Here is a 23809-nt window from a genome sequence, read left to right as displayed (position 1 = left end):
TTATTTTTTATTTCTTACTTTTACCTTAATCTTCACTGCAAGAAGATATTTTATTGAATATTTTTATTGTTAAATATCTTGTAACTTGATCTATTGCGGGTTCGTTTAAAAATATATTATCTTCATAATTTTTATATAAAAAGTATTCTGACGAAGAAAAACATTTTTTCCAGTTTTTTTTAGGTTCTAATTTATCTTTATAATATATTCTCATTATTAATTTAAATTTTTGTATTGGAGTATCTCCTACATAAGTCATTATATAATCTAAAAAAACTCCTTTTATAACAATATCTCCATTTTCAGGAACCATTTTTAAAGAACTATATTTTTCCACACATTCTTCAAGATTTTTCTTAATATCAAAAGCAAAAGATTTATCAAGAAATCTAATTTTTTCTGTAAATTCTCCAATTTCTATTGTTTTTTTTTTACTAAAAAACGGAATAAAAGATGAATTAAAAGAAAAAAACATAAAAGTAAAAACAAAAAAAATATTTTTATAATCCATACTGCTTAATTTTTCTATATAATGTTCTTTCCGAAATTCCAAGTTCTTTAGCTGCTTTGCTTCTTTTTCCATTATTTTTTTTCAAAGCTTTTTGAATAAATTCTTTTTCTTTTCTTCGCAAAGAAAAAGAAGGTATTTCTTCTTTTGGGGAATTTTTTTCAATTTCTTCATAATTGAAACTATGATTACAAGATGTATTTATATTTTTATTACTAGATATTTTAGAAAAATGTTCAAGTTGAAAAAAACTATCTTTAGAAGCTTGATTAATGATATGACCAAATAATTTTTTTATAATATCTTGATTTTCTTCCAAAAATTTATCATTGTTTGGATTATTTTTTATTAATTGAAAAGTTATATTTTTTAAATCATTTAAACTTTTTTTCATATCAAATAATATTTTGTATATAAAGTCTCTTTCTTTAGAATAGTTATGAGTAAAATTATCATTAAAGTTATTAAAATAAGGAAGATGAACCGAAGGAATATTATCCGGAATATATTCTTTTAATTTTTCTACAGAAATTTCTCTTTCTTTTTCTACTACAGAAATCTGTTCTATTATATTTTTTAACTGTCTTATGTTTCCTGGCCAAGAATAATTTTCCATATATTTCAAAGATTCTTCAGTTAATTTTATTGGAGGCATGTTATATTTTTCAGCAAAACCGTTAGAAAATTTTTTAAATAAAAGTTTAATGTCATTTTTACGGGATCGTAAAGGAGGTACATTTATTTGTACTGTATTTAATCGATAATATAAATCTTCTCTAAACTTTCCTTTTTGTATAGACTCTATCATATTCAAATTAGTAGCTGCAACTATTCTTATATTCGTTTTTTGGATTTTTGAAGATCCGACTTTAATAAATTCTCCAGATTCTAAGATTCGAAGAAGACGCACTTGGGTAGTTAAAGGTAACTCTCCAACTTCATCTAGAAAAATTGTCCCTCCATTTGCTCCTTCAAAATATCCTTTTCTCATGTTTGTAGCCCCTGTAAAAGATCCTTTTTCGTGCCCAAAAAGTTCACTATCAATAGTTCCTTCAGGAATAGCTCCACAATTAACAGCAATATATGAATTATGTTTTCTGCAAGAAAATTGATGTATTATTTTTGGTATAAATTCTTTTCCTACACCACTCTCTCCAAGAACTAATACTGAAATATCAGTAGGAGCTACTTGTACCGCTTTTTCTATAGCTTGATGCAAAGGATAATCATATCCTATTATTCCAAATTTATGTTTTATATTTTGGATAGACTCCATATTAGAATTAGAGTTTTGTTGATATTTATTATTTTTAATTTTTATAGTTAAAAATTAATCAATTTTACCTATTAAAGTTGCAGATGTATTATCCAATATTTTTACATTTATATTATCGCCTATTGATACAAAATTTTTTTTTGGAAAAATTACAACTATATTTTGAGTATTCCTTCCGTATAAGTTTTTACAATTTTTTTTAGAAATTCCTTCTACTAATATTTTTTGTGTTTCCCCAATAAATTTCTTCATACGGTATAATGAATGTTTTCTTTGCAAATCTATAATTTCTTTTAATCTTTTTTTCTTTATACTTATTGGAACATCGTCTCTAAATTTTCTGTAAGATAATGTTCCTGGTCTTGGAGAATAATAAAACATGTAACCGTAATTATATTTAATTTTGTTCATTAAACTAATAGTATCCTTATGATCTTCTTCATCTTCTCCACAAAATCCAGTCATAATATCATGAGATATTGAACATTCAGGAATAATACTCCTAATTTTTTCTATTAAATTAATATATTCTTCTCGTGTATATTTTCTATTCATTAATTTAAGTATTTTATTACTTCCAGATTGAACTGGTAAATGTATATGCTTACATATATTAGGGTATTTAGATATAACTCTAATAACGTTTTCAGACATATCATGTGGATTAGACGTAGAAAATCGTATTCTCATTAAAGGAATTTCTTCAGCTAACAAGTTCAAAAGATCAGAAAATTTTATAAATCTATTTTTAGAATCTCCTATTTTCCATTCATAGGAATCAACATTTTGCCCTAGCAAAGTAACTTCTTTATATCCAATTTTATATAAACGTTTACATTCTTTTATTATAATATTAGGATCACTACTTATTTCTCTTCCTCTAGTAAATGGAACTATACAAAATGTACACATATTGTTACACCCTCTTGTTATACTTAAAAATGTTGTTACTTTTTTATTATTAGAAAATGGTATAATATCACTATATGTTTCTTTTCTTCTTGGAAAAGGTATAGATTTTATTCCATTTGAGATAGATTGAATAATATTAGGTATTTCTTTATAATGATCTGGTTCAACAAAGAAATCTGCTCTTTTTTCTTTTAAAAAAAGTTCTTTTAGTTGTTTAGAGAAACAACCTGTAATTCCAAATAAAACTTTCTTTTTTTTCTTTAAAAATCTTAGCTGTTCTAATTTTTTAGTTAAACTTAACTCTGCTTTTTCTCTTATAGAACAAGCATTTAACAATAGTATATCTGCTGTTTCAATTTTTTCTGAAATAACAAATCCATGTGTCAATAAAATAGAAGTAATTATTTCACTATCCGAAATGTTCATTTGACATCCGTAATTTTCTATATGAAAAATTTTGTATAAATTGTTTTTATTATTTGTCATGACATTTTTTTTATTGTCACTGTAACTTTTAAACATAAATAGTGTTTACAAATGAAGATTTTTTCTAGCTAAAATTAGCATATTTTTTCTTCCTGTTGATTTTTCTTTTACATTAGATAATTTTACTACAGAAATCCATTTTTTGTCAAAAAAAGTTTCAACCATTTTAATAACTAAATTCATAGTAGGTAATCCTACATCATTTGTAAAATTTGTTCCTATTCCAAAAAAAGGAATTATTTTTTTTTTACAAAAAGAAGAAATATATGCTACTTTTTTTGGGGTAAGGTTATCTGAAAACACAATTATTTTTTCTAATGGATTTATTCCTAATTTTTTATAATGTTTGATTGTTTTTTTAATAAAAACGATTGGATCTCCACTATCATGTCTAATTCCTTTAAAAAAATTAGATAATTTTTTATTAAAATTTTTAAAAAAAATTGAAGATGTATATGTATCAGATAAGATAATACCTAATTTTCCTTTATAAATATTTAACCAATTTTCCATTGCAGTACGATCTGCTATATTTAATCCATATTTAGCTGCATGAAACATTATCCATTCATGTCCTTGAGTTCCTATTGGGTTTATTGAAAAAATATGAGAAAAGTGGACATTACTAGTTCCTATGAAAAAAGGTAATTTTTCTTCTGTTAAAACTTTTAATACTAAGTTTTGAACTTTATATGAAAATCTTCTTCTAGTTCCATATTCTCCTATTTTAACTTCTAATTTTTTATAGAATATTAGTTTTTCTTTTGTAGAAGATATTATTATATCTTCTGGTATACATTTTGCTCCTATTAATTTGTAATATAACTCTGATATAATAGCCATTAAAGGAACTTCCCACAATATAGTCCTATACCATAGTCCTTCTATTCTTATTTTTATGTTTTCTCCTGTTTGAGAAACAGAAACTTCTTTTGGATTATATTGATATTCTTTTAAAAAATTTAGATATGAAGAATCTAAATAAGGACAACTTTTTTCAAGAAATATTTTCTCTTTATCTGATAGCTTTAAATCAGACATTATATTTATAGTTTCTTTCATAATATTTGCAAAATTCTTTGGAAAAAAATGTTTTCCACGATTAATTAATTCATATCTAGCTTTTACTGAAGGAAATAATTTTATTACAGCATTTTGCATTGTAAATTTATAAAAATCATTATCTAAAATAGAAGAAATAACATAAAAATTACTCATGTTTATCAAACATTCTTAAAACTTAAAAACACATTTAATACAAAATTAATATTATTAAAATGTTTTTTTATAAACCATAAAAAAATTAGAGTTTCTATTTTTTAATACTTAATTTTCAAACTTAATTAATTAAAAAAACATAATTTATTTGTTGAAATTTATTTAATTATAACTAACCAACTGAAACTATATAACTAATTAATTATATTAAAATATTAAACATTATAAAAATTAGAAAAAATATTTATCTAAATTTGCTTTATAAAACTTATTTATTATATGGACAATATGGACAATACGAAATTATACGTAGGAAATTTATCATACGATATGACAGAACAAGAATTAAAAGAACACTTTGAATCTATAGGAGAAGTTACTCATGCTAAAATAATATTTGATGATTCTTCATCAAATAAAAGGAGTAAGGGTTTTGGTTTTATAGAAATGTCTAATGAAGAAAATGCTAAAAAAGCTATAGAAAAATTAAATGGAACAGAATTTATGGGAAGGAACATTATAGTTTCTGCAGCTAGACCAAGAACGAAAAGAGATTATTAATTTTTTTAAATTTTAGTTTTTTTTTAAGTCTTGATTTATCCATTAAAATGGAATGCGCTTACATCTGTTTTTTTAGATTCAAAAAATAATTTAATAATATTACAATTAGATTAAATATTGAAATAACAACGATATTTATGATCATAAAATAAATGTAGTAAATTATATATGAAAAAATTAAATGGAACAGGTGTAGCGTTGGTTACTCCTTTTAAAAAGGATAAAAGCATTGATTTTAATGGACTTGATAAACTTATAAAATATGTAACAAAAAATGGAGTAGATTATCTAGTTTTATTAGGAACTACAGCTGAAACAGCTACTCTGAAAGAAGAAGAAAAAAAAAATGTGATTGAGTATATTCAAAGTATAAATAATAAAAAATTACCATTAATATTAGGAATAGGGGGAAATAATACGAAAGATATTATAGAAAAAATAAATAGTATAAAAAATTTATCTGATTTTTATGCTATTCTTTCTGTTTCCCCATATTACAATAGACCATCACAAGATGGTGTTTATGAACATTTTAAATCTATTATAAGTAATATAGATGCTAATATGATTATTTATAATGTTCCTAAAAGAACAGGTTCTAATATAATGCCTGATACTGTTTTACGTTTAGCAAATGATTTTTCAAAAATAATTGGAATTAAGGAAGCCTCTGGGAATTTATTACAATCTTATAGAATTATTGAAAATAAACCAAAAAATTTTAGTGTAATATCTGGTGACGACTTTATTGCACTTCCTGTAATACTAGGAGGAGGAAATGGGGTAATATCTGTCATAGCTCAAGGATTTCCAAAAAAAATATCGAAAATGGTTTCTTTAGCAATAGAAAATAAAACAAAAGAAGCATTTTCAATATTTTATGAAATTGTTAAAATAATAGACCTTATTTATAAAGAAGGAAATCCTACAGGGATAAAAACTTTTTTAAGTTTAATTAAAATATGTGATCCATATGTAAGGCTACCTTTAGTAACAGCTACATATTCATTAAGACAAAAAATGAAAGATTTATTAGAAAAAATAAATGATAATAATTAATTTAATTATGTTTAGTGATACAATACAATTAGGATTAATAAAACAATTAAATAGAGAATTAGAATCTTCTTTATTATATTTATCTATGGCTTCTTGGGTTGAAAAAATTGGATTTGAAGGAATATGTGAATTTTTATATGATCATTCAAATGAAGAAAGAAATCACATGTTTAAATTAATCAGATATATTAATAAGAGAAATGGAAATTTTTATATTTCAATAAATAATAAGAGTTTAGAAACTTCATATAGTTCTTTAAAAGATTTGTTTCAAAAATTATTTCAACATGAAAAAGATATTTCTGAAGAAATAAATTTTTTAGTAGAATTATCCTCAAGAGAAAAAGATTATTTTACATATAATTTTTTGCAATGGTTTATTGAAGAGCAAATTGAAGAGGAAGCATTAATTAAAATGATTTTGAATAAAATAGAATTAATAGGAGAAGATAAAAGTGGATTATACATATTTAATAAAGATATCAAAAAATATCATAAAAAGAATTGATAAAATTATATTAATAATATTTTTTATCTTTTTTAATGGATGTTTTTTTTTAAATAAAAGGAATTCTATTCTTTCATCATATGATGAAAAAAAGATTAATTTACATGAAATATATCTTTTTAAGAATAGTAAAAATTGTTATTTTATAAAACCTGATTTAAATGAAAAAAAAGTTTTTTTTACAATTGAAAAGTTAATTGAATTAATTAAAAAAGATCCTGATGGTTCAAAAGTAAAAGAAGTTTGTAGATTATTAAGTAATTTATTTCTAAAGATAGAAAATAAAAATTATCGCATAGCTGAATCATATTTTCTAATGCATAGATATAAAACTGCATTAGATTATCTGAAAAATTTCATTGAAAATTCTCCAAATAGTCATTTGAAAGAAAAAGTTTTATACAATATTTGTATTTCTCAATATGAGCTTTGTATGAAAAAACCTTTTTTAAAATCTTATGAAAAATATATGGAATATTTTTCTAATTCTTTTAATGCAAAAAAATTAAAAATTTTATATAAAATTTTAGTTAAATGAATTTCTTAAAAAATATAAGTAAAGCACCAATTAATACAGAAACTATTAACCGTATTGAATTAGAAAAAAAATCTAGGAAAAATATATACGAAACTATATGTATCTTAGAAAAGATAAGTCAAAAGATAAGTCAAAGAATAAAAGAAAACATGGATAAAAAACTAGAAGAATTTAGTTTTGTAAATAAAAATAACTTAGAAGAAATATTTGAAAATAAAGAACAAATAGAATTATCAAAAATTTACGAAAAATTACCTAAAGCAACTTCTATTTCTATTCAATATTTATTAGATGGGAAAATAAAATTATAGTTTTATTTTACTTTTATAATCTTTCATAAATTTATCCAAACCTATTTTTGTCATAGGATGATTAAATAGGGATAATATTACTCCAACAGGAGATGTAACTGCATCTACTCCTATTTTAGAGCATTCTATAATATGTAAAGGTGTCCGTATGGAAGCAGCTAATATTTTCGTTTTAAAACGGTAATTATCATATATATTTTTTATTTCTTTAATAAGATTCAATCCATTGTAGGATATATCATCCAATCTTCCAACAAATGGAGATACATATTTTGCTCCAACTTTTGCTGCTAAAATAGCTTGTGTAACAGAGAAAACAAGTGTACAATTAGTATCGATGTTCTTTTTTGAAAAGAAATGAATTGCTTTAATTCCTTCTTTTGTCATTGGAACTTTTACTACAATTTTAGAGTTTAGTAAAGAAAGTTTTTCTCCTTCTTCTATTATTTTCTGATAACTATCCCCAATTACTTCTGCACTGATATCTTCACCTTCTTCCAAAATATTACATATAGAAATATAATGATTCATTATTTCATTTTCAGTAAATAGAGATTCTTTAGAAATTAAAGATGGATTAGTAGTAACTCCATCAAGAATTCCTAGTTTTTTAACTTCTTTTATTTCATTTAAATTAGCTGTATCCAAAAAAAATTTCATAAAAAATAAATTTATTTACTAATTTATGTTATTTTTAAATATATTACATAATATTTCATATTAAATATTGTATACTTGTCTTATATTTTAAGAAAAAATTCGTAATTTTATAAAAATATATTATTTATGCATTTTGATGTTATTATTTTGGGAAGTGGACCCGGAGGTTATGTAGCATCTATACGTGCAGCTCAACTTGGAATGAAAGTTGCTATTATAGAAAAAGAAGACGTTGGTGGAATTTGTTTAAACTGGGGATGTATTCCTACAAAATCTATTTTAAATAGTGCAAAAATATTACATTTAATAAGAAAAAATCAAAAATTATTTGGAATACAAAATGAAAATATAGAAATTAACTTCTCTGAAGTTATTTCTAAAAGCAGAAAAACAGTAGAAAAAATGAAAGAAGGAATTTTTTTTCTTCTAAAAAAAAATGGAGTTCATTTTGTTCATGGAAATGCTATATTGAAAAATAAAAAAAAAATTGATGTTTTTAATAAAAAAAATAAAAATATAGGTAAATTTTCTGCTTCACACATTATTATTTCTACCGGGTCTAAGCCAAAAGATGTAGAAGAAAAAAAAAAATTATCTAATAAAATCATTTCTTACAAAGAAGCCTTATCTTTATTATCGTTGCCAAAAAAGATTACAATTATAGGTTCTGGTGCTATAGGTCTAGAGTTTGCTTATTTTTATCGCTCTATGGGATCAAAAGTTGATATTATAGAAATTTGTGAAAAACTTTTTCCAAATGCAGATGATGAAATATCCGATTATATAAAACTATCTTTTGAAAAAATGGGAATTAAAGTTTATACATCTTCTTATGTGAATAGAATAACTAACTCATCTAACAATTCTGTTATTATTGATATTAAAACCCATGAAAAAAATGTTATATTAAATTCTAACATTATTTTGTATGCTATTGGAGTTGTTCCAAATACTAAATCCATAGGAATAGAAGAAATAGGGATTCAAACTGATAATAATTTTATAATAGTTGATGAAAATTACCGAACAAATATAGATGGATACTATGCTATAGGAGACGTAATTCCAACTCCATCATTAGCCCATGTAGCTTCACATGAAGGAATAAGTTGCATTGAAAATATAAAGGGAATAAATCATCAAAAAATAGATTATAATAATATACCAACGTGTGTTTATTCATTACCAGAAATTGCATCAGTTGGCTATACTGAAAAAGAATTAAATAAAAAAGGATTTAAATTTAAAATAGGAAAATTCCCTTTTAGTTCTCTTGGAAGAGCAATTTCAGATGAAAATACTGAAGGGTTTGTTAAAGTTCTTTTTGATGAAAAATATGATGAATGGTTAGGTTGCCATATGATAGGTCATAATGTAACAGATCTTATTTCAGAAGTTGTAGTGGCAAGGAAATTGGAGTCTACAAGTTATGAAATATTGAATAGTATCCATCCACATCCCTCACTAAGTGAATCTATTTTAGAGTCTATAGCTAACGCTTATGGAAAAGCTATCCATTTATGAAAAATCCATTCCAGAAAACCCAAATTTAAAATTTGGTTCTGTATAATCAATTAATTCTGTATTTACCATATTATCGTATTTTCTTTATTTATTATTTCATTGATGTAAAATTTAAATTATGATACATATAGTATTATTTGGTCCACCAGGATGTGGGAAAGGAACTCAAGCTAAAATTTTAGAAAAAAAATTCGAATTTGTTCACTTATCTACTGGAATAATTTTTAGAAATCATATAAAAAATAAAACTAATTTAGGTGAATTATCTAGTTACTATCTTAGTAAAGGAATTCTTGTTCCTGATGAAATTACTACAAATATGTTGGAAATAGAAGTAAAAAAATATGTTAACGCTAAAGGAATTATTTATGATGGATATCCTAGAACTAGGAAACAGATCAATTTTTTAGAAAAATTATTAGAAAAATATCATTTAGGAGTTATAAATAAAATTTTTTATTTTTATATTAAAAAAGAACTAATTATAAATAGATTATTAAAAAGAGGTAAAACAAGCAATCGTAATGATGATATTGATATATTCACAATTCAAAGAAGAATAAAAGAATATGAAGAAGAAACATTATTAATTTGGAATGAAACTAAATGGAAAAACAATATAGTAAAGTTAGATGCATCTTTATCTAGAGATAAAATCTTTTTTTTTATAAAAGAGAAAATAAAAGAAATTTATTAAGAAAAATTAAAATTAAGATGAAAGAAAGTTTTATTGATTCAATAAAAATTTTCTGTAAAAGTGGAGATGGTGGTTCTGGAGCAATTCATTTTCATAGAGAAAGAAATATTATAAGAGGTGGTCCTGATGGAGGATCAGGAGGAAAAGGAGGAAACATAATAATTTGTGGAAATTCTCATATTCATACTTTTTTTCATCTAAAATATAACAAACATTGGATTGCAAAATCTGGATTACCAGGAAGAGGGAATAATATAACCGGAGCTAATGGAAAAGATTTATTTATACAAGTTCCAATAGGGACTGTTATTAAGGATGAAAATAAAAAAGTAATAACAGAAATAATTAAAAACAATCAAAAAAAAATCCTATTTTATGGAGGAATGGGGGGAAAAGGAAATTTTTTCTTTAAAAATTCTTTAGTAAAATCTAGACGTTACGCTCATCCTGGTATTAAAACAAAAGGGTGTTGGATTTCTTTAGAATTAAAAATTTTAGCAGACATAGGGATAATAGGGTTTCCTAATACAGGAAAATCAAGTTTATTATCTTCTATTACTAAAGCAAAGCCTAAAATAGGTAATTTTTCATTTACTACTAAAAAACCTAATTTGGGTGTTATAAAACACAATTTTGATTCATTTTTAATTGCAGATATTCCTGGTATTGTAGAAATGGCGTCTTGTGGAAAAGGATTAGGATATCGATTTTTAAGACATATTGAACGAAATTCAGCTTTATTAATATTAATTTCTTCAGAAACAAAATATAAAAAAAGAGAATATAATATTTTATTAAATGAATTAAAAAAATTTAACCCTGAATTGTTATCTAAAAAAAGATTGTTAGCTATTTCTAAATCGGACTTAATTATCAATAATAAAGAAAAAAGAAAAATAGAAAAAATATTTTCTGATATAAATGAAAATATTACATTTATTTCTTCTTTTACAGGAGAAGGGTTAGATTTTATTAAAGAGAAAATCTATAAAATTTTAGAAAAAAAATTAAGAATGCAGTAATTTTTTTACAACGTCTTCTTTACCTATAGTCAAAATAGATTTTGTATTTTCTATATTGAAAATATATTCTAAAAATATTTTTTCACAGAAAGTTCTTAAACCTCTAGCACCTAAACCTAACTTTAATGTTTCTTCTACAATTATATCTAATGCTTCATCTGTTATGTTAACAGATATATTATCCATATTAAATAGTTTTTGATATTGTTTAATTAAAGCATTTTTAGGTTTTATTAAAATTTTTTTTAATGCATTTTTATCTAATGGATTTAAATGAGTTATAATAGGAAATCTTCCTATAAGTTCTGGAATTAATCCAAACTTTATCAAATCTTCAGCTATAATATTATTATTTTTTTTTGTTTTATTTTTATTCGAAATATATCCTATTGAATTTTGATTTGTTCTATTCAAAATTATTTGATCTATTCCATCAAAAGATCCTCCTGCTATAAATAAAATATTTTCAGTATTTATTTGTATCATTTTTTGTTCTGGATGTTTTCTACCACCTTGAGGTGGAACATTTATAATTGAACCTTCTAATATTTTAAGTAAAGCTTGTTGAACACCTTCCCCAGAAACATCTCTAGTTATAGAAGGATTATTACTCTTTTTAGAAATTTTATCTATTTCATCTATAAAAATAATTCCTTTTTCTGCAGAACGTATATCATAATTAACAGATTGTAATAATCTTGTTAAAATAGACTCTACATCTTCTCCAACATACCCAGCTTCAGTCAAAGTTGTTGCATCAGCTATAGAAAAAGGAACATTCAATAGTTTTGAAATACTTTTTGCTAATAATGTTTTTCCTGTCCCTGTATTCCCTATCAATAATACATTTGATTTTTCTATTTCAATTTCTTTTTCATTCTTTTTGCTAGAAGAATAGAATAATATTCTTTTGTAATGATTATAAACAGCAACAGAAATAATTTTTTTTGCTTCATTTTGTCCTATAACATATTCATCTAAAAAACATTTTATTTCCTTAGGTTTTTTAATTTGTATAGGATTTATTTCTTCTTTTTTTTTAGTATTATTACTATGTATAATAGAATAAGTTTTATCTATACAAAAATTACAAATGTGACTGTTATTAATACCAGATACAAAAAATATTATTTCATTTTTTTTCCTTCCACAGAAATTACACATTAATATATTTTCCATAAACTACTAAACTTATTTCTGGGTTTTTTTTATTTCTATCAAATAAAGGAGCAAGCTTACCTACATCACATCGCTCAACCTAATTACCTTTACTGTGTTCCCACCCTGGAGGATTTATAGGGAGCTGATTGTGTAGAACTTGCTCCTTAAGTTGGCAAATATAAAAAAAAAATCATAAATTCTTCTTTTTTCTTTATTCTGCATGAAAAAAATTTTTTTAATTTTCATTTTACCTTTTTTTTAATATTATTTATTGTAATGGAAGTAAAATACATTTTTGTTACAGGTGGAGTAACTTCATCTTTAGGAAAAGGGATTATATCTGCTTCTTTAGGAATGTTATTAAAATCTAGAGGATATAAAGTGTCAATACAGAAATTAGATCCTTATTTTAATATAGATCCTGGGACATTGAATCCTTATGAACATGGAGAATGTTTTGTAACTAAAGATGGTGCTGAAACAGATTTGGATCTTGGACATTACGAAAGGTTTTTAAATCAATCCACTACGAAAGAAAATAACGTTACATCAGGTATGATATATAAAACTGTTATAGATAATGAAAGAAAAGGAAATTATTTAGGAAAAACTGTGCAAGTTATTCCTCATATTACCAATGAAATTAAAAGAAGAATTAAAATAATTGGAGATAGTAAAAATTATGACATTATTATTATTGAAATAGGAGGTACTGTTGGGGATATTGAAAGCCTTCCATATATTGAATCTGTTCGTCAATTAAGATTAGAGTTAGGAAAATTTAATGGGTTGGTAATTCATTTAACTTTGCTTCCATATATTACAGTAACTGGAGAAATAAAAACAAAACCTACACAGCATTCTGTACGAAATTTAATGGAAAATGGGATACAAGCAGATATTATTATTTGTAGGACAGAGAAGCATATTTCCAAAGAAATTAAAAATAAAATAGCATTGTTTTGTAATGTAAAACCAGAATATGTTATAGAATCAATTGATACTAAAGTAATATATGATATTCCATGTTTATTACATATTCAAAATTTTGATAAAGTTATACTCAATCACTTAAACTTATCTACTGTTAAATCCCCAAACTTAAAAAAATGGAAAAATTTTATAAGAAAATATAAAAATCCAAAATATGAAATCAAAATAGCGTTAGTAGGAAAATATATAGACTTACATGATTCTTATAAATCAATTATAGAAGCATTGATTCATGCTGCAACTGAAAATAAAATATATGTTAATATAAAATGGATTTGTTCTATGATGATTAAAGAAAAAAATATAAGAAAATATTTTGAAGATGTTTCAGGTATTTTAGTTGCTCCAGGATTTGGAAATAGAGGAATAGAAGGAAAAATTCTCGCTGCAAAATATGCAAGAGAAAATAAAATTCCATTTTTTGGAATATGTTTAGGAATGCAAATAGCTGCTATAGAATTTGCTAGAAATGTTTTAGGATTAAAAAATGCAGGAAGTTATGAAAATAATCCAAATATATCTCATCCTGTTATAAATTTAATAAAAGAACAGAAAAATTTTTCCTATAAAGGAGGAACTATGCGTTTAGGAAATTGGAGATGTACTCTTGTAGAAGGATCTAAAATATTTTCTATTTATGGAAATAAAAAAGAGATTGTAGAAAGACATAGACATAGATATGAATTTAATAATGATTACTTAAAGTATTTTTCTGAAGCAGGCATGAAAGCTGTAGGAATTAATCCAGATACAGGACTAGTAGAAGCTATAGAATTAGAAGGACACATATTTTTTTTAGGGGTTCAATACCATCCTGAATATAAAAGTAGAATAACTAACCCACATCCTTTATTTACTCATTTTGTTAAAATATCTAAAGATAATAATTTTTTAGAAATTCAGAATTCTTCTTATGTATAATAAAAATGTAGATCAAAGTTCTATAATTGGACTGTTACTTATATTATTTGTAATAACATTTTTTACATATTTTTTTGACAATGAACATAAAGAAAATGATTTTTTAAAAGAAAAATTACAAGATAAAAATTTTTCTTTAACAGAAAAAAATCAAATAAAAAATAATGAAGATTATACTTTTTTAGAAAATAAAGCTTTAAAAATAAAAATATCTAATAAAGGAGGAGAAATAAATGATGTTTTTTTAAAAAGATATAAAGCATATAATCCTACTTTTTCGAATCATTCTAAAAACCTTCATTTAATAAATAATTCTAGTTTAAGTTATGAAATATTATTTCCTAACAAAAAAGGATTTTATAATATTCATTCAACAAATTTAATTTTTAGACCTTTTATTTTTTCAAATAAAGAAAAAAAAATTCTTGTAATGAAAGCAGAAAATCCTAATGTAAAAAATCAGGATTTTTTAGAATATATTTATATTTTAGGAAATAAAAATCAATATCATATTGATTTTTTTATACGAACAAAAAATTTTCCCTTAAAAAGGGGTCTTCCTTTTAAATTAGAACAAAAAATTTTTTCTTTTGAAAAAGATAGAAATTGGGAAAATTCTTATACTAGGAGTTATTATTCTATTTATAATAATTCTACAATTTCATTTGTAAAAAGCTTTTCTGAAAAAAATACGGAAGAAAAAAGAATATCTAATTTGAATTGGATAGCTCATAAACAACAATTTTTTACTTCCATATTTATTCCAAAAAAGCCTTTAAAAGATATTTTCGTTTTTTCTGAAAATTTTATTCATGGTAAATGTTTGAAAAAAATAGGATGGAAAACATTTATAAATATAGATAAAGATAAAAAGAAAGATGAGAATTTTAGTTTCTCTTTTAGATTTTATTTTGGTCCTTTAGATTTTAACTTATTAAAAGAATATAAAAATAATTATGAAAATATCATTCCATTTGGATGGGGGTTTTTGAAATGGATTAATAAATATTTTTTTCTAGTAATTTTCCAGTTTTTGGAAAAAACAAATTTGAATTATGGTATTATAATTATTTTAATGACAATAGTTGTTAAGCTTATATTATCTCCAATTACTTATAGACAATATAAACTTAGTGCTATAATGAAATTAATTCATCCAGAAATAGAAGAATTAAACAAAAAATACAAGAATGAAGATACATTGAAAAAACAAAGAGCTATAATGGAATTATATCAAAAAGTAGGAATAAATCCAATGTCTGGATGTATATCTACATTGTTTCAAATTCCTATATTTTACTCTTTATTTAAATTTTTTCCTACCATAATAAATTTAAGAGGTAAATCTTTTTTATGGGTAGATGATCTTACTTCATATGATTCTATATTAGAACTTCCTTTTTCTATTCCATTTTATGGAAGCCATGTTAGTTTGTTAACTTTATTATATTCATTAGCGCTTTTAGCTTATACAAAATTAAGTAATGATAGAAGAAAAAATAATATACAACAAAATGATAATGAAAATGTTATTCCGGATATGAATTTTATATTATATTTAATGCCTATCATTATGTTACTGTTTATAAATAGTTATGCATCTGCTCTTTCTTTATATTATTTTATATCCAATATTATTAATATTGGACTTATGTTTTTTATTAAGAAAATTATGTTAAATGATGAAAAAATCCTTATAAAAATTAGGAAAAAAAATAGAAAACATATTAGTTGGAAAAAATTAATTAAGCAATTACTTGATAAAAATAAAAATAATATTACCGGATAATTTGTATTTCTTTATTAAAAAAGGAATATAGTTTACTATTATGTTCAATAACTAAAAAACCTTTATCTGTTATAGATCTAATAATTCCTTTGAATATTTTTTTTCTTTTTTGAAAATAAAAAAGAGAATTTACGTCTTTTAAATATAAATGATGTATATAATATTCCCTTATAATTTTTTCTCCTATTTTTGTATATAAAAAATATTCTTTTTGTATAGATGATACTATTTTATAAAGTAAGTAATCTAATTGAAAATTTATTTGAAAAATTTTTTTTAGAGAACTGGCATTCCATTTTTCGTCAAACTTTGTTTGATTAACATTTAATCCTATTCCTATAATAAAATAATAAATCTTATTTAAAAAAATATTATTTTCTATTAAAATACCTCCTATTTTTTTATTATTTAATATAATATCATTAGGCCATTTAATAGAGAATAAACCATCATAATAGTGTTGGTAATGATTACATAATATTTTGTGTATAGCATTGCTAGTAATAAGATTTATAATGTATTTTTTTTCTATGGAAATTGGAGAAATAGGTGTTAATATAATACTGAAAGTTAAGTTTTTATATTTTTCTGTATACCATATATTATTTTCAGTTCCATTTCCATTAGTTTGATTGATTGTCCAAATAATAGTCCAGTTTTTTTTTCTAATAGAAAAATATTTTTTTGCATATTGATTGGTAGAATCAACTTTTTTTAATAAAATTAGATGTATAGGCCAAATTAATTTTTTCAAATTATAAATTGTTTGTTTTAAATTGAAATTTGATATATATAAATAAAATGTAAAATTTTATCATTATATCTAACCAAATTAAAAAAAATTAAAATAACTTTAATATTTTGTTATTAAATATAATTATAGAAGGAATTCAGATTGTTAAAGGAGAAAATTTATCTGTAATAGATCTACAAAAAAAAGGAAACTTTATTTGTGATTATTTTATAATCTGTAATGGTGATTCAAAAAATCAAGTTTATGCTATATATCAATCTATAGAAAAATTTACAATCGAAAGATTAAATGAGAAACCTTGGCATACAGAAGGTTCAAGAAATAGTGAATGGATTTTAGTGGATTATATTTCTATTGTTGTTCATGTATTTCAAACAAAGAAAAGATATTATTATGATATAGAAAGTCTTTGGAAATAGATTTGATCAAAAAATTTTGATTTTATATAAAAAATAATGAAGACCCTCTCATATGATAAATAAAAAAATAAAAAGTAAGAATAGTTTTTTTTGGATATATGCGGTTATATTTGCTATATTTTTAGGAATATTTTTTTTTAAATCTTCTTTTTCTACTCCTAAAAAAATAGATCAGGATACTTTTTTTGATATTTTATCAAAAGGTGAAGTCCAAAAGATTTTGGTAAAACATAAGGAAACAGTCCTTGTTTATTTAAAAAAAGATGCTTTTCTCGAAGGATCAAATACATATCGTGATTTCAGTAACGAAAATGAAAGAAAGTTTTTTACAACATATCCATTACAATACGAATTTGAAATAGGAGATTTACAATTTTTTCAAAAAAAGTTTGAAGAATATAAAAATAAATATAATATAGTTGCTACTATAGATTTTAAAAATCAGCAAGAATACACTATAACTAAATTCTTTTTTGATTATGGAGTCTTTTTCATTCTTTTAATTTTTTTTTGGATTTTTATTTTCAGAAGGATAGGAGCAACAGGTGGAGGGGCTGGAGGACAAATATTTAATATTGGAAAATCTAAAGCAAAATTATTTGATGAAAATGATGATGTGAAAATTACATTTAAAGATGTCGCAGGGTTAGATGGAGCAAAAGAGGAGGTTCAAGAAATCGTTGACTTTTTAAAAAGTCCTCAAAAATATACTAAATTAGGAGGAAAAATTCCAAAAGGAGCTTTATTAATAGGTCCACCAGGAACAGGAAAAACATTATTAGCAAAAGCTGTAGCTGGGGAAGCTAAAGTTCCATTTTTTTCTTTATCAGGATCTGATTTTGTAGAAATGTTTGTGGGAGTTGGAGCGTCTAGAGTTAGGGATTTATTTGAAAAAGCTAAGGAAAAATCTCCATGTATAATTTTTATTGATGAAATAGATGCTATAGGAAGAGCTAGAGGAAAGAGTAGTATAGCAGGATCTAATGATGAAAGAGAGAATACTTTAAATCAGTTATTAACAGAAATGGATGGGTTTGGAACAAATACTAATGTTATTGTATTAGCAGCTACTAATAGATCTGATATTTTAGATCAGGCATTACTTCGTCCTGGACGCTTTGATCGTACAATAATAGTAGATACTCCTGAATTAAATGAAAGAAAAGAAATATTTTGTGTTCATCTAAAAAGATTAGTATTATCTAATAATGTAGATATAGATTTTTTAGCTAGGCAAACTCCTGGATTTAGTGGAGCTGATATAGCAAATGTTTGTAATGAATCAGCTCTTATTGCCGCAAGAAAAAATAGATCAGAGATAATAAGTCAAGATTTTTTAGACGCTATAGATCGTATTATAGGAGGACTGGAGAAAAAAAATAAAATTATAAAACCAAATGAGAAAAAAAGAATAGCTTATCATGAAGCAGGTCACGCAACTATAAGTTGGTTATTAGAACATGCAGCTCCATTAGTCAAAGTTACCATAGTACCAAGAGGTAGAACTTTAGGGTCTGCATGGTATCTTCCAGAAGAAAGGCAATTAACAACTCCTGAACAAATGAAAGATGAAATATGTACATTATTAGCAGGTAGATCTGCTGAAGAAATTATTTTTAGTAGTATCTCTACTGGAGCTTTAAATGATTTAGAAAGAGTAACTAAACAAGCTCAATCAATGGTAGTTATTTTTGGACTAAATGATAAAATAGGAAATATATCTTATTATGACTCTACAGGTCAAAATGAATTTAGTTTTTCTAAACCTTATAGTGAAAAAACAGCTCAAATTATAGATGAAGAAATATCGAAAATTATAACAGAACAATATCAAAGAGCAAAAAAAATATTGAAAAATAACGAGAAAAAATTATCTATGCTTGCTAACCAACTATTAGAAAAAGAAGTTCTTTTTAGAGAAGATTTGAAAAAAATATTTGGAGAAAGACCTTACCCAGATGAAATTGGTGATATGTTAAGTACTGTTAATAGTAATCCTTGAGAAAAAAATAAAAAAATACAAATAAGGAATGAATAAATATTTTAATTCAAACTTCATAATAAGGTGTATCACTGGTTTTCTTTACGTTATTATAATATTATTTTCTATTGAAAAAGGAGGAAAATTTTTTAGAATAGTTATGATGTTATTGTCTTTTATTTGTTTATTTGAATATTTGATGATTTGTCAAACTGAAATGTATTTAATTAAAATTGTTTCTTTTTTTTTCATAATTTCTATATTGATAGACCTTCTCATTAAAAAAGGATTAATATCATATATGATATGTTTTATTCCTTATTCTACAATTTTTTTTATCATTCAATTATTTTCAAAAAAATATTCTCATAAAGAAAAAATAGAACGAGTAAGCCGTTTAATTTTTGGGTTAGTTTATATTATAATTCCTTTTTATTTAGCTAATTATATATACGATACAGCTGTATACGGAAAAGAATTGATTTTAGGAACTTTTATTTTAGTGTGGATAAATGATTCTTTTTCCTATCTGATAGGAAAAAAATGGGGGAAAAGAAAAATAGCAATATCCATTTCTCCTAAAAAATCTATAGAAGGGTTTATTGGAGGATTTTTTTCCTGTTTAATTTTAGGTTTTTTATTATATAATAAATGGGAAGAAATATATTGGATTATTTTATCTTTTGTTATTCCATTTTTTGCTACTATTGGAGATCTTGTAGAATCAACAATAAAAAGATCTTTTTGTGTAAAAAATTCAGGAATTTTTTTTCCTGGTCATGGGGGGTTTTTAGATAGATTGGATAGTTTTATTTTTGTAATGCCTATTATTACAACTATAGTAGCTAGTATTAGCTATTTTTTCTAAAAAAATATTAAAAAAATTATGACCATTCATAAAGAAGGATACTCATTTTTAATATGGACATTTCTAATGTTAATATTACTGATAATTTTTTCTTTTTTTTTATTTTCTAAACTTCTTTATTCTTTTATTTTTATGTTTTTAATTATAATATTTTATTCTTTCTTAATTTTTTTTTTCAGGAATCCAAAAATAGATTTACAAAAAATAAACAAGGAAGAAAATGTAGTAATATCTCCTGCTGACGGAAAAATAATAGAATTAAAAAAAGTTTTTGAAAAGGAATTTTTGAATAAAAATTGTATATGTGTATCTATTTTTATGTCTTTATTCGATGTACACGTTAATAGATATCCAGTTTCTGGAAAAGTTATTTATTCTAAGTATCATCCTGGAAAATATATGGTAGCTTGGTTAAGTAAATCATCATTGAAAAACGAACATACAACTATAGTTGTAAATACAAAAGAAAATAAAAAAATTCTTTTTAGACAAATAGCTGGATTTTTAGCTCGTCGTATTGTTTTATATGCAAAAAATAACTTTTTTGTAAAAAAAGGTGAAGAATTTGGATTTATTAAATTTGGATCTAGAATAGATATTTTTATTCCTGAAAATTCTATAATAAAAGTGAAAAAGGGAGAACGGGTTACTGGAGGAATAACCAAAATTTCTATAATTCGTTAAAAATATCTCCCCTTTTCATTACATTTTTTTTATTTTACTTCTTCATAATCTACATCTTGTACATTTTCGTTATTTTTTCCATTTTTACCTTCGGTATTTTGATTACTAGATTTATCATTATTGTTTTTCTTTCCTTCATTATATAAATTTTTAGATGCTTTAGCCCATGCTTCATTTAAATTTTTCATACTATTATCAATAGCAGAAATATCTTTTTTAGAATGAGCTTTTTTTAACTCTTCTAAAGAATTTTTTATATTATTTTTATTATCCTCTGATAACTTACTCCCATAATCTTTTAATTGTTTCTCTGTTTGAAAAATTTGAGTATCTGCAGCATTTAACTTATCTATTTCTTCTTTAATCTTTTCATCTTTTTGAGCATTTTTTTTTGCTTCACTTTTCATTCTTTCTATTTCTTCTTGATTTAAACCTGAAGATGTCTCAATTCTTATTGATTGTTCTTTTCCAGTTCCTTTATCTTTTGCAGAGACATTAAGTATTCCATTAGCATCTATATCAAAAATTACCTCTATTTGAGGGATCCCTCTAGGAGCAGGTGGTATATCTACTAAGTCAAACCTTCCTATTTCTTTATTATCTTTAAACATAGGTCTCTCTCCTTGTCCTACCCTTATAGTTACTGCTGATTGATTATCAGCTGCTGTAGAAAATATTTCAGATTTTTTAGTAGGAATAGTAGTATTAGAATCAATTAATTTTGTATAAACTCCTCCTAATGTTTCAATTCCTAAAGATAATGGAGTAACGTCTAATAGTAACACATCTTGAACGTCTCCTGTTAAAACTCCACCTTGTATAGCAGCTCCAATAGCTACTACTTCATCTTGATTTACTCCTTTAGATGGTTTTTTATTAAAAAATTTTTTAACTTCTTCTTGTACTTTAGGTATACGTGTAGAACCTCCTACCAAAATTACTTCATCAATATCCTTTATTGTTAAATTTGCATCTTTTAATGCTTTAGAACATGGAGTAATAGATCTTTGTATCAATTTTTCTGATAATTGTTCAAATTTTGACTTAGTTAAAGTTATAACTAAATGTTTTGGACCAGAATCTGTGGCAGTAATATACGGAAGATTAACTTCTGTTTGATTAGAAGAAGATAATTCTATTTTCGCTTTTTCAGAAGCTTCTTTTAAACGTTGTAACGCCATAGGATCTTTTCTTAAATCTAACCCTTCTTTAGATTTAAATTCATTGGAAAAATAATCAATAATTACTTGATCAAAATCATCTCCTCCTAGATGAGTATCTCCATTAGTTGAAAGAACCTCAAAAACTCCATCTCCTAACTCTAAAATAGAAACATCAAAAGTTCCTCCTCCTAAATCATATACAACAATCTTTTTATTTTGATTACTTTTATCTAAACCATAAGCTAAAGCAGCAGCTGTTGGTTCATTTATAATTCTCTCCACTTTTAACCCTGCAATTTCTCCAGCTTCTTTTGTAGCCTGTCTTTGAGCATCATTAAAATATGCTGGAACTGTAATTACAGCTCTGTTTATTTCTATTCCTAAATAATCTTCAGCTGTTTTTTTCATTTTTTGTAAAATCATTGCAGATATTTCTTGTGGCGCATATAATCTTCCTCCTATGTCTACACGAGGTGTATTATTTTCCCCTCTTATTATTTTATAAGGAATATGTTTCAATTCTTCAGTTACTTCTGAATACATTCTTCCCATAAATCTTTTAATAGAAAAAATAGTTTTATGAGGATTAGTGACTGCCTGCCTTTTAGCTGGATCTCCTATTTTTCTTTCTCCTCCTTCAACAAAAGCAACTATAGATGGAGTAGTTCTTTTCCCTTCTGAATTTGGTATAACAACAGGATCATTAATTTCCATTACAGCTACACAAGAATTTGTGGTTCCTAAGTCTATTCCTATAATTTTACTCATTTTATTTAGATTTTTTTCTAATCATATAAATAACTGTCCAATCATTATGCCATAATGAAAATAAATCTTTTTGTAAAATAAAGGAATATAATGTATGACAATAGTTATAAAAAAAAAATATGACAAAAAGTCATTAATAATAATAAAATTTTTTCAAAAATTCTTATATTCACAAATAAAATATTTTTTATATGAATACATTAAGTTTTAAAACTGTTTCACCTAATGAAAAATATGTGATAAGATCATGGTTTATTATGGACGCTAAAGATCAAATTCTTGGAAGATTTTCTACAGAAATAGCAAATGTTATAATGGGAAAAAATAAAATTTTCTATTCCCCACACATAGATTGTGGTGATTATGTTATAGTTATAAATTCTAATAATATTAGGGTAACAGGAAAAAAATGGAATAATAAAAAATATGTTCGATATACTGGTTATCCAGGAGGAAAAAAAATAAATATATTCAAAGATTTATTAAATAAAGATTCTAGAATTTTAATATATAAATCTGTTAAAGGAATGTTACCTAAAAATCGATTAGGACGTTTAATGTTTAAAAAACTTTATGTATACCATGAAGAAAATCATAATCATAAAGCTCAAAAACCTATTTTTTTTAAAAAAAATTAATAAAAAATGATTCATTCTATAGGAAGAAGAAAGAGGTCTCTTGCTCGCATTTATTTAAAATTAGGAAATGGTTTAATAACTGTTAATAATAAAAATTTAGAAGATTATTTTCCTAGTTACATTCATCAAAAAATTATATACCCTATAAAAATTGCAGATAAATTAAATCAGTTAGATATAAATATCAAAGTTGTTGGTGGAGGATTTAATGGCCAAGCAGAAGCTGTCTGTCTTGCGATTTCTCGTGCTCTTTGTGTTATGGATGAAAAAAACAGAAAAAAATTAAAACCTGAAGGTTTATTAACACGTGATTCTAGAGAAGTAGAAAGAAAAAAATTTGGACAGAAAAAAGCTAGAAAAAAATATCAGTTTTCAAAACGATAGATATTT

At 24.0% G+C, this 23809-nt stretch carries 24 protein-coding genes; 16 read left to right on the top strand and 8 right to left on the bottom strand.

Features of this window, described 5'->3' with window-relative positions; all coding sequences use genetic code 11:
- Positions 1-25: 25 nt before the first annotated feature.
- The 4 genes from H0H48_RS02160 to pncB are packed head-to-tail and all read right to left on the bottom strand — an operon-like array spanning position 26 to position 4400.
- Complete coding sequence (locus tag H0H48_RS02160) at positions 26-511, bottom strand: hypothetical protein (RefSeq protein ID WP_185870923.1); 486 nt, start codon at positions 509-511, stop codon at positions 26-28.
- The gene (locus H0H48_RS02155; RefSeq protein WP_185870921.1) at positions 501-1784 is read right to left on the bottom strand and encodes a sigma-54 interaction domain-containing protein; all 1284 of its coding nucleotides are present in this window, start codon (positions 1782-1784) and stop codon (positions 501-503) included. The genes H0H48_RS02160 and H0H48_RS02155 overlap by 11 nt, the downstream gene beginning before the upstream one ends.
- Before the next feature lie 54 nt (positions 1785-1838).
- A complete protein-coding gene (miaB, locus tag H0H48_RS02150; protein ID WP_238785301.1) occupies positions 1839-3182 on the bottom strand; it encodes a tRNA (N6-isopentenyl adenosine(37)-C2)-methylthiotransferase MiaB in 1344 nt (447 codons plus the stop codon).
- A 45-nt stretch (positions 3183-3227) separates the two neighbouring features.
- Positions 3228-4400: a nicotinate phosphoribosyltransferase gene (gene pncB / locus H0H48_RS02145; protein WP_185870918.1), complete on the bottom strand. Its 1173-nt coding sequence runs from the start codon at positions 4398-4400 to the stop codon at positions 3228-3230.
- A 288-nt stretch (positions 4401-4688) separates the two neighbouring features.
- Between pncB and H0H48_RS02140 the strand changes: the two genes are divergently transcribed.
- The 5 genes from H0H48_RS02140 (at position 4689) to H0H48_RS02120 (ending at position 7377) form a co-directional block, all read left to right on the top strand.
- Complete coding sequence (locus tag H0H48_RS02140) at positions 4689-4961, top strand: RNA recognition motif domain-containing protein (RefSeq protein WP_185871375.1); 273 nt, start codon at positions 4689-4691, stop codon at positions 4959-4961.
- Positions 4962-5129: 168 nt separating this feature from the next.
- A complete protein-coding gene (gene dapA, locus H0H48_RS02135; RefSeq protein WP_185870916.1) occupies positions 5130-6020 on the top strand; it encodes a 4-hydroxy-tetrahydrodipicolinate synthase in 891 nt (296 codons plus the stop codon).
- Between the two features lie 7 nt (positions 6021-6027).
- A complete protein-coding gene (locus H0H48_RS02130) occupies positions 6028-6528 on the top strand; it encodes a ferritin (protein WP_185871374.1) in 501 nt (166 codons plus the stop codon).
- On the top strand, positions 6476-7066 hold the full coding sequence (locus tag H0H48_RS02125; RefSeq protein WP_185870915.1) for an outer membrane protein assembly factor BamD: 591 nt from the start codon (positions 6476-6478) through the stop codon (positions 7064-7066). The genes H0H48_RS02130 and H0H48_RS02125 overlap by 53 nt, the downstream gene beginning before the upstream one ends.
- Positions 7063-7377, top strand: a complete 315-nt coding sequence (locus tag H0H48_RS02120) for a hypothetical protein (RefSeq protein ID WP_185870913.1) — start codon at positions 7063-7065, stop codon at positions 7375-7377. The genes H0H48_RS02125 and H0H48_RS02120 overlap by 4 nt, the downstream gene beginning before the upstream one ends.
- Here H0H48_RS02120 and fsa read toward each other — a convergent pair.
- A complete protein-coding gene (gene fsa / locus H0H48_RS02115) occupies positions 7372-8037 on the bottom strand; it encodes a fructose-6-phosphate aldolase (RefSeq protein ID WP_185870912.1) in 666 nt (221 codons plus the stop codon). The genes H0H48_RS02120 and fsa overlap by 6 nt on opposite strands.
- A 126-nt stretch (positions 8038-8163) precedes the next feature.
- Between fsa and lpdA the strand changes: the two genes are divergently transcribed.
- From lpdA to obgE, 3 genes are all read left to right on the top strand, one after another.
- Complete coding sequence (gene lpdA / locus H0H48_RS02110; protein ID WP_185870911.1) at positions 8164-9561, top strand: dihydrolipoyl dehydrogenase; 1398 nt, start codon at positions 8164-8166, stop codon at positions 9559-9561.
- 118 nt (positions 9562-9679) lie between these two features.
- Positions 9680-10258, top strand: coding sequence for an adenylate kinase family protein (locus H0H48_RS02105; protein WP_185870910.1), 579 nt, complete (start codon positions 9680-9682; stop codon positions 10256-10258).
- Positions 10259-10275: 17 nt separating this feature from the next.
- Positions 10276-11280 (top strand): GTPase ObgE, encoded by a 1005-nt coding sequence (gene obgE / locus H0H48_RS02100; protein ID WP_185870908.1) that lies wholly within the window; start codon positions 10276-10278, stop codon positions 11278-11280.
- Here the strand turns inward: obgE and clpX are convergent.
- Positions 11266-12459: an ATP-dependent Clp protease ATP-binding subunit ClpX gene (clpX, locus tag H0H48_RS02095; RefSeq protein ID WP_185870906.1), complete on the bottom strand. Its 1194-nt coding sequence runs from the start codon at positions 12457-12459 to the stop codon at positions 11266-11268. The genes obgE and clpX overlap by 15 nt on opposite strands.
- A gap of 258 nt (positions 12460-12717) precedes the next feature.
- Here clpX and H0H48_RS02090 point away from each other — a divergent pair, with 258 nt between their 5' ends.
- The gene (locus tag H0H48_RS02090; protein WP_185870905.1) at positions 12718-14355 is read left to right on the top strand and encodes a CTP synthase; all 1638 of its coding nucleotides are present in this window, start codon (positions 12718-12720) and stop codon (positions 14353-14355) included.
- Positions 14348-16144: a YidC/Oxa1 family insertase periplasmic-domain containing protein gene (locus H0H48_RS02085; RefSeq protein WP_185870904.1), complete on the top strand. Its 1797-nt coding sequence runs from the start codon at positions 14348-14350 to the stop codon at positions 16142-16144. Before H0H48_RS02090 ends, H0H48_RS02085 begins: the two co-directional genes overlap by 8 nt.
- Here H0H48_RS02085 and H0H48_RS02080 read toward each other — a convergent pair.
- Entirely contained in the window at positions 16134-16898 is a 765-nt protein-coding gene (locus tag H0H48_RS02080; RefSeq protein ID WP_185870902.1) for a biotin--[acetyl-CoA-carboxylase] ligase, read from the bottom strand. The two genes, H0H48_RS02085 and H0H48_RS02080, sit on opposite strands and share 11 nt — an antisense overlap.
- A 107-nt stretch (positions 16899-17005) precedes the next feature.
- Here H0H48_RS02080 and rsfS point away from each other — a divergent pair, with 107 nt between their 5' ends.
- Genes rsfS through H0H48_RS02060 form a run of 4 tightly spaced genes read left to right on the top strand, consistent with a single transcriptional unit; the run spans position 17006 to position 20850 of the window.
- Positions 17006-17317, top strand: coding sequence for a ribosome silencing factor (rsfS, locus tag H0H48_RS02075; protein WP_185870900.1), 312 nt, complete (start codon positions 17006-17008; stop codon positions 17315-17317).
- Positions 17318-17369: 52 nt separating this feature from the next.
- Complete coding sequence (ftsH, locus tag H0H48_RS02070) at positions 17370-19319, top strand: ATP-dependent zinc metalloprotease FtsH (protein ID WP_185870898.1); 1950 nt, start codon at positions 17370-17372, stop codon at positions 19317-19319.
- A 28-nt stretch (positions 19320-19347) separates the two neighbouring features.
- The gene (locus H0H48_RS02065) at positions 19348-20166 is read left to right on the top strand and encodes a phosphatidate cytidylyltransferase (protein ID WP_185870897.1); all 819 of its coding nucleotides are present in this window, start codon (positions 19348-19350) and stop codon (positions 20164-20166) included.
- Between the two features lie 18 nt (positions 20167-20184).
- Positions 20185-20850 carry a phosphatidylserine decarboxylase family protein gene (locus tag H0H48_RS02060; protein WP_185870896.1) on the top strand — a complete coding sequence of 222 codons (666 nt, stop codon included), beginning with the start codon at positions 20185-20187 and terminating at the stop codon, positions 20848-20850.
- Between the two features lie 29 nt (positions 20851-20879).
- Here the strand turns inward: H0H48_RS02060 and dnaK are convergent, their stop codons facing one another.
- Positions 20880-22781: a molecular chaperone DnaK gene (dnaK, locus tag H0H48_RS02055; RefSeq protein ID WP_185870895.1), complete on the bottom strand. Its 1902-nt coding sequence runs from the start codon at positions 22779-22781 to the stop codon at positions 20880-20882.
- A gap of 191 nt (positions 22782-22972) precedes the next feature.
- Here dnaK and rplM point away from each other — a divergent pair, with 191 nt between their 5' ends.
- On the top strand, positions 22973-23419 hold the full coding sequence (gene rplM, locus H0H48_RS02050; RefSeq protein ID WP_185870893.1) for a 50S ribosomal protein L13: 447 nt from the start codon (positions 22973-22975) through the stop codon (positions 23417-23419).
- Positions 23420-23425: 6 nt separating this feature from the next.
- Positions 23426-23803: a 30S ribosomal protein S9 gene (rpsI, locus tag H0H48_RS02045; protein WP_185870892.1), complete on the top strand. Its 378-nt coding sequence runs from the start codon at positions 23426-23428 to the stop codon at positions 23801-23803.
- The last annotated feature ends 6 nt before the right edge of the window (positions 23804-23809 follow it).

Origin of the sequence: Blattabacterium cuenoti, assembly GCF_014252055.1 — a bacterium.
Taxonomy (GTDB): domain Bacteria; phylum Bacteroidota; class Bacteroidia; order Flavobacteriales; family Blattabacteriaceae; genus Blattabacterium; species Blattabacterium cuenoti_D.
The sequence above is the reverse complement of the archived record's forward strand: the minus strand, read 5'-3'. Positions and strand labels throughout refer to the sequence as shown.

What these genes read in the sequence shown, in the direction of transcription:
- dnaK (WP_185870895.1), bottom strand. Translation starts at nt 22,781, where the DNA reads ATGAGTAAAATTATAGGAATAGACTTAGGAACCACAAATTCTTGTGTA.
- H0H48_RS02065 (WP_185870897.1), top strand. Translation starts at nt 19,348, where the DNA reads ATGAATAAATATTTTAATTCAAACTTCATAATAAGGTGTATCACTGGT.
- clpX (WP_185870906.1), bottom strand. Translation starts at nt 12,459, where the DNA reads ATGGAAAATATATTAATGTGTAATTTCTGTGGAAGGAAAAAAAATGAA.
- pncB (WP_185870918.1), bottom strand. Translation starts at nt 4,400, where the DNA reads ATGAGTAATTTTTATGTTATTTCTTCTATTTTAGATAATGATTTTTAT.
- H0H48_RS02160 (WP_185870923.1), bottom strand. Translation starts at nt 511, where the DNA reads ATGGATTATAAAAATATTTTTTTTGTTTTTACTTTTATGTTTTTTTCT.
- lpdA (WP_185870911.1), top strand. Translation starts at nt 8,164, where the DNA reads ATGCATTTTGATGTTATTATTTTGGGAAGTGGACCCGGAGGTTATGTA.
- H0H48_RS02090 (WP_185870905.1), top strand. Translation starts at nt 12,718, where the DNA reads ATGGAAGTAAAATACATTTTTGTTACAGGTGGAGTAACTTCATCTTTA.
- rplM (WP_185870893.1), top strand. Translation starts at nt 22,973, where the DNA reads ATGAATACATTAAGTTTTAAAACTGTTTCACCTAATGAAAAATATGTG.
- rpsI (WP_185870892.1), top strand. Translation starts at nt 23,426, where the DNA reads ATGATTCATTCTATAGGAAGAAGAAAGAGGTCTCTTGCTCGCATTTAT.
- H0H48_RS02085 (WP_185870904.1), top strand. Translation starts at nt 14,348, where the DNA reads ATGTATAATAAAAATGTAGATCAAAGTTCTATAATTGGACTGTTACTT.
- miaB (WP_238785301.1), bottom strand. Translation starts at nt 3,182, where the DNA reads ATGACAAATAATAAAAACAATTTATACAAAATTTTTCATATAGAAAAT.
- ftsH (WP_185870898.1), top strand. Translation starts at nt 17,370, where the DNA reads ATGATAAATAAAAAAATAAAAAGTAAGAATAGTTTTTTTTGGATATAT.
- H0H48_RS02130 (WP_185871374.1), top strand. Translation starts at nt 6,028, where the DNA reads ATGTTTAGTGATACAATACAATTAGGATTAATAAAACAATTAAATAGA.
- dapA (WP_185870916.1), top strand. Translation starts at nt 5,130, where the DNA reads ATGAAAAAATTAAATGGAACAGGTGTAGCGTTGGTTACTCCTTTTAAA.
- H0H48_RS02140 (WP_185871375.1), top strand. Translation starts at nt 4,689, where the DNA reads ATGGACAATACGAAATTATACGTAGGAAATTTATCATACGATATGACA.
- H0H48_RS02155 (WP_185870921.1), bottom strand. Translation starts at nt 1,784, where the DNA reads ATGGAGTCTATCCAAAATATAAAACATAAATTTGGAATAATAGGATAT.
- H0H48_RS02105 (WP_185870910.1), top strand. Translation starts at nt 9,680, where the DNA reads ATGATACATATAGTATTATTTGGTCCACCAGGATGTGGGAAAGGAACT.
- H0H48_RS02060 (WP_185870896.1), top strand. Translation starts at nt 20,185, where the DNA reads ATGACCATTCATAAAGAAGGATACTCATTTTTAATATGGACATTTCTA.
- H0H48_RS02120 (WP_185870913.1), top strand. Translation starts at nt 7,063, where the DNA reads ATGAATTTCTTAAAAAATATAAGTAAAGCACCAATTAATACAGAAACT.
- obgE (WP_185870908.1), top strand. Translation starts at nt 10,276, where the DNA reads ATGAAAGAAAGTTTTATTGATTCAATAAAAATTTTCTGTAAAAGTGGA.
- fsa (WP_185870912.1), bottom strand. Translation starts at nt 8,037, where the DNA reads ATGAAATTTTTTTTGGATACAGCTAATTTAAATGAAATAAAAGAAGTT.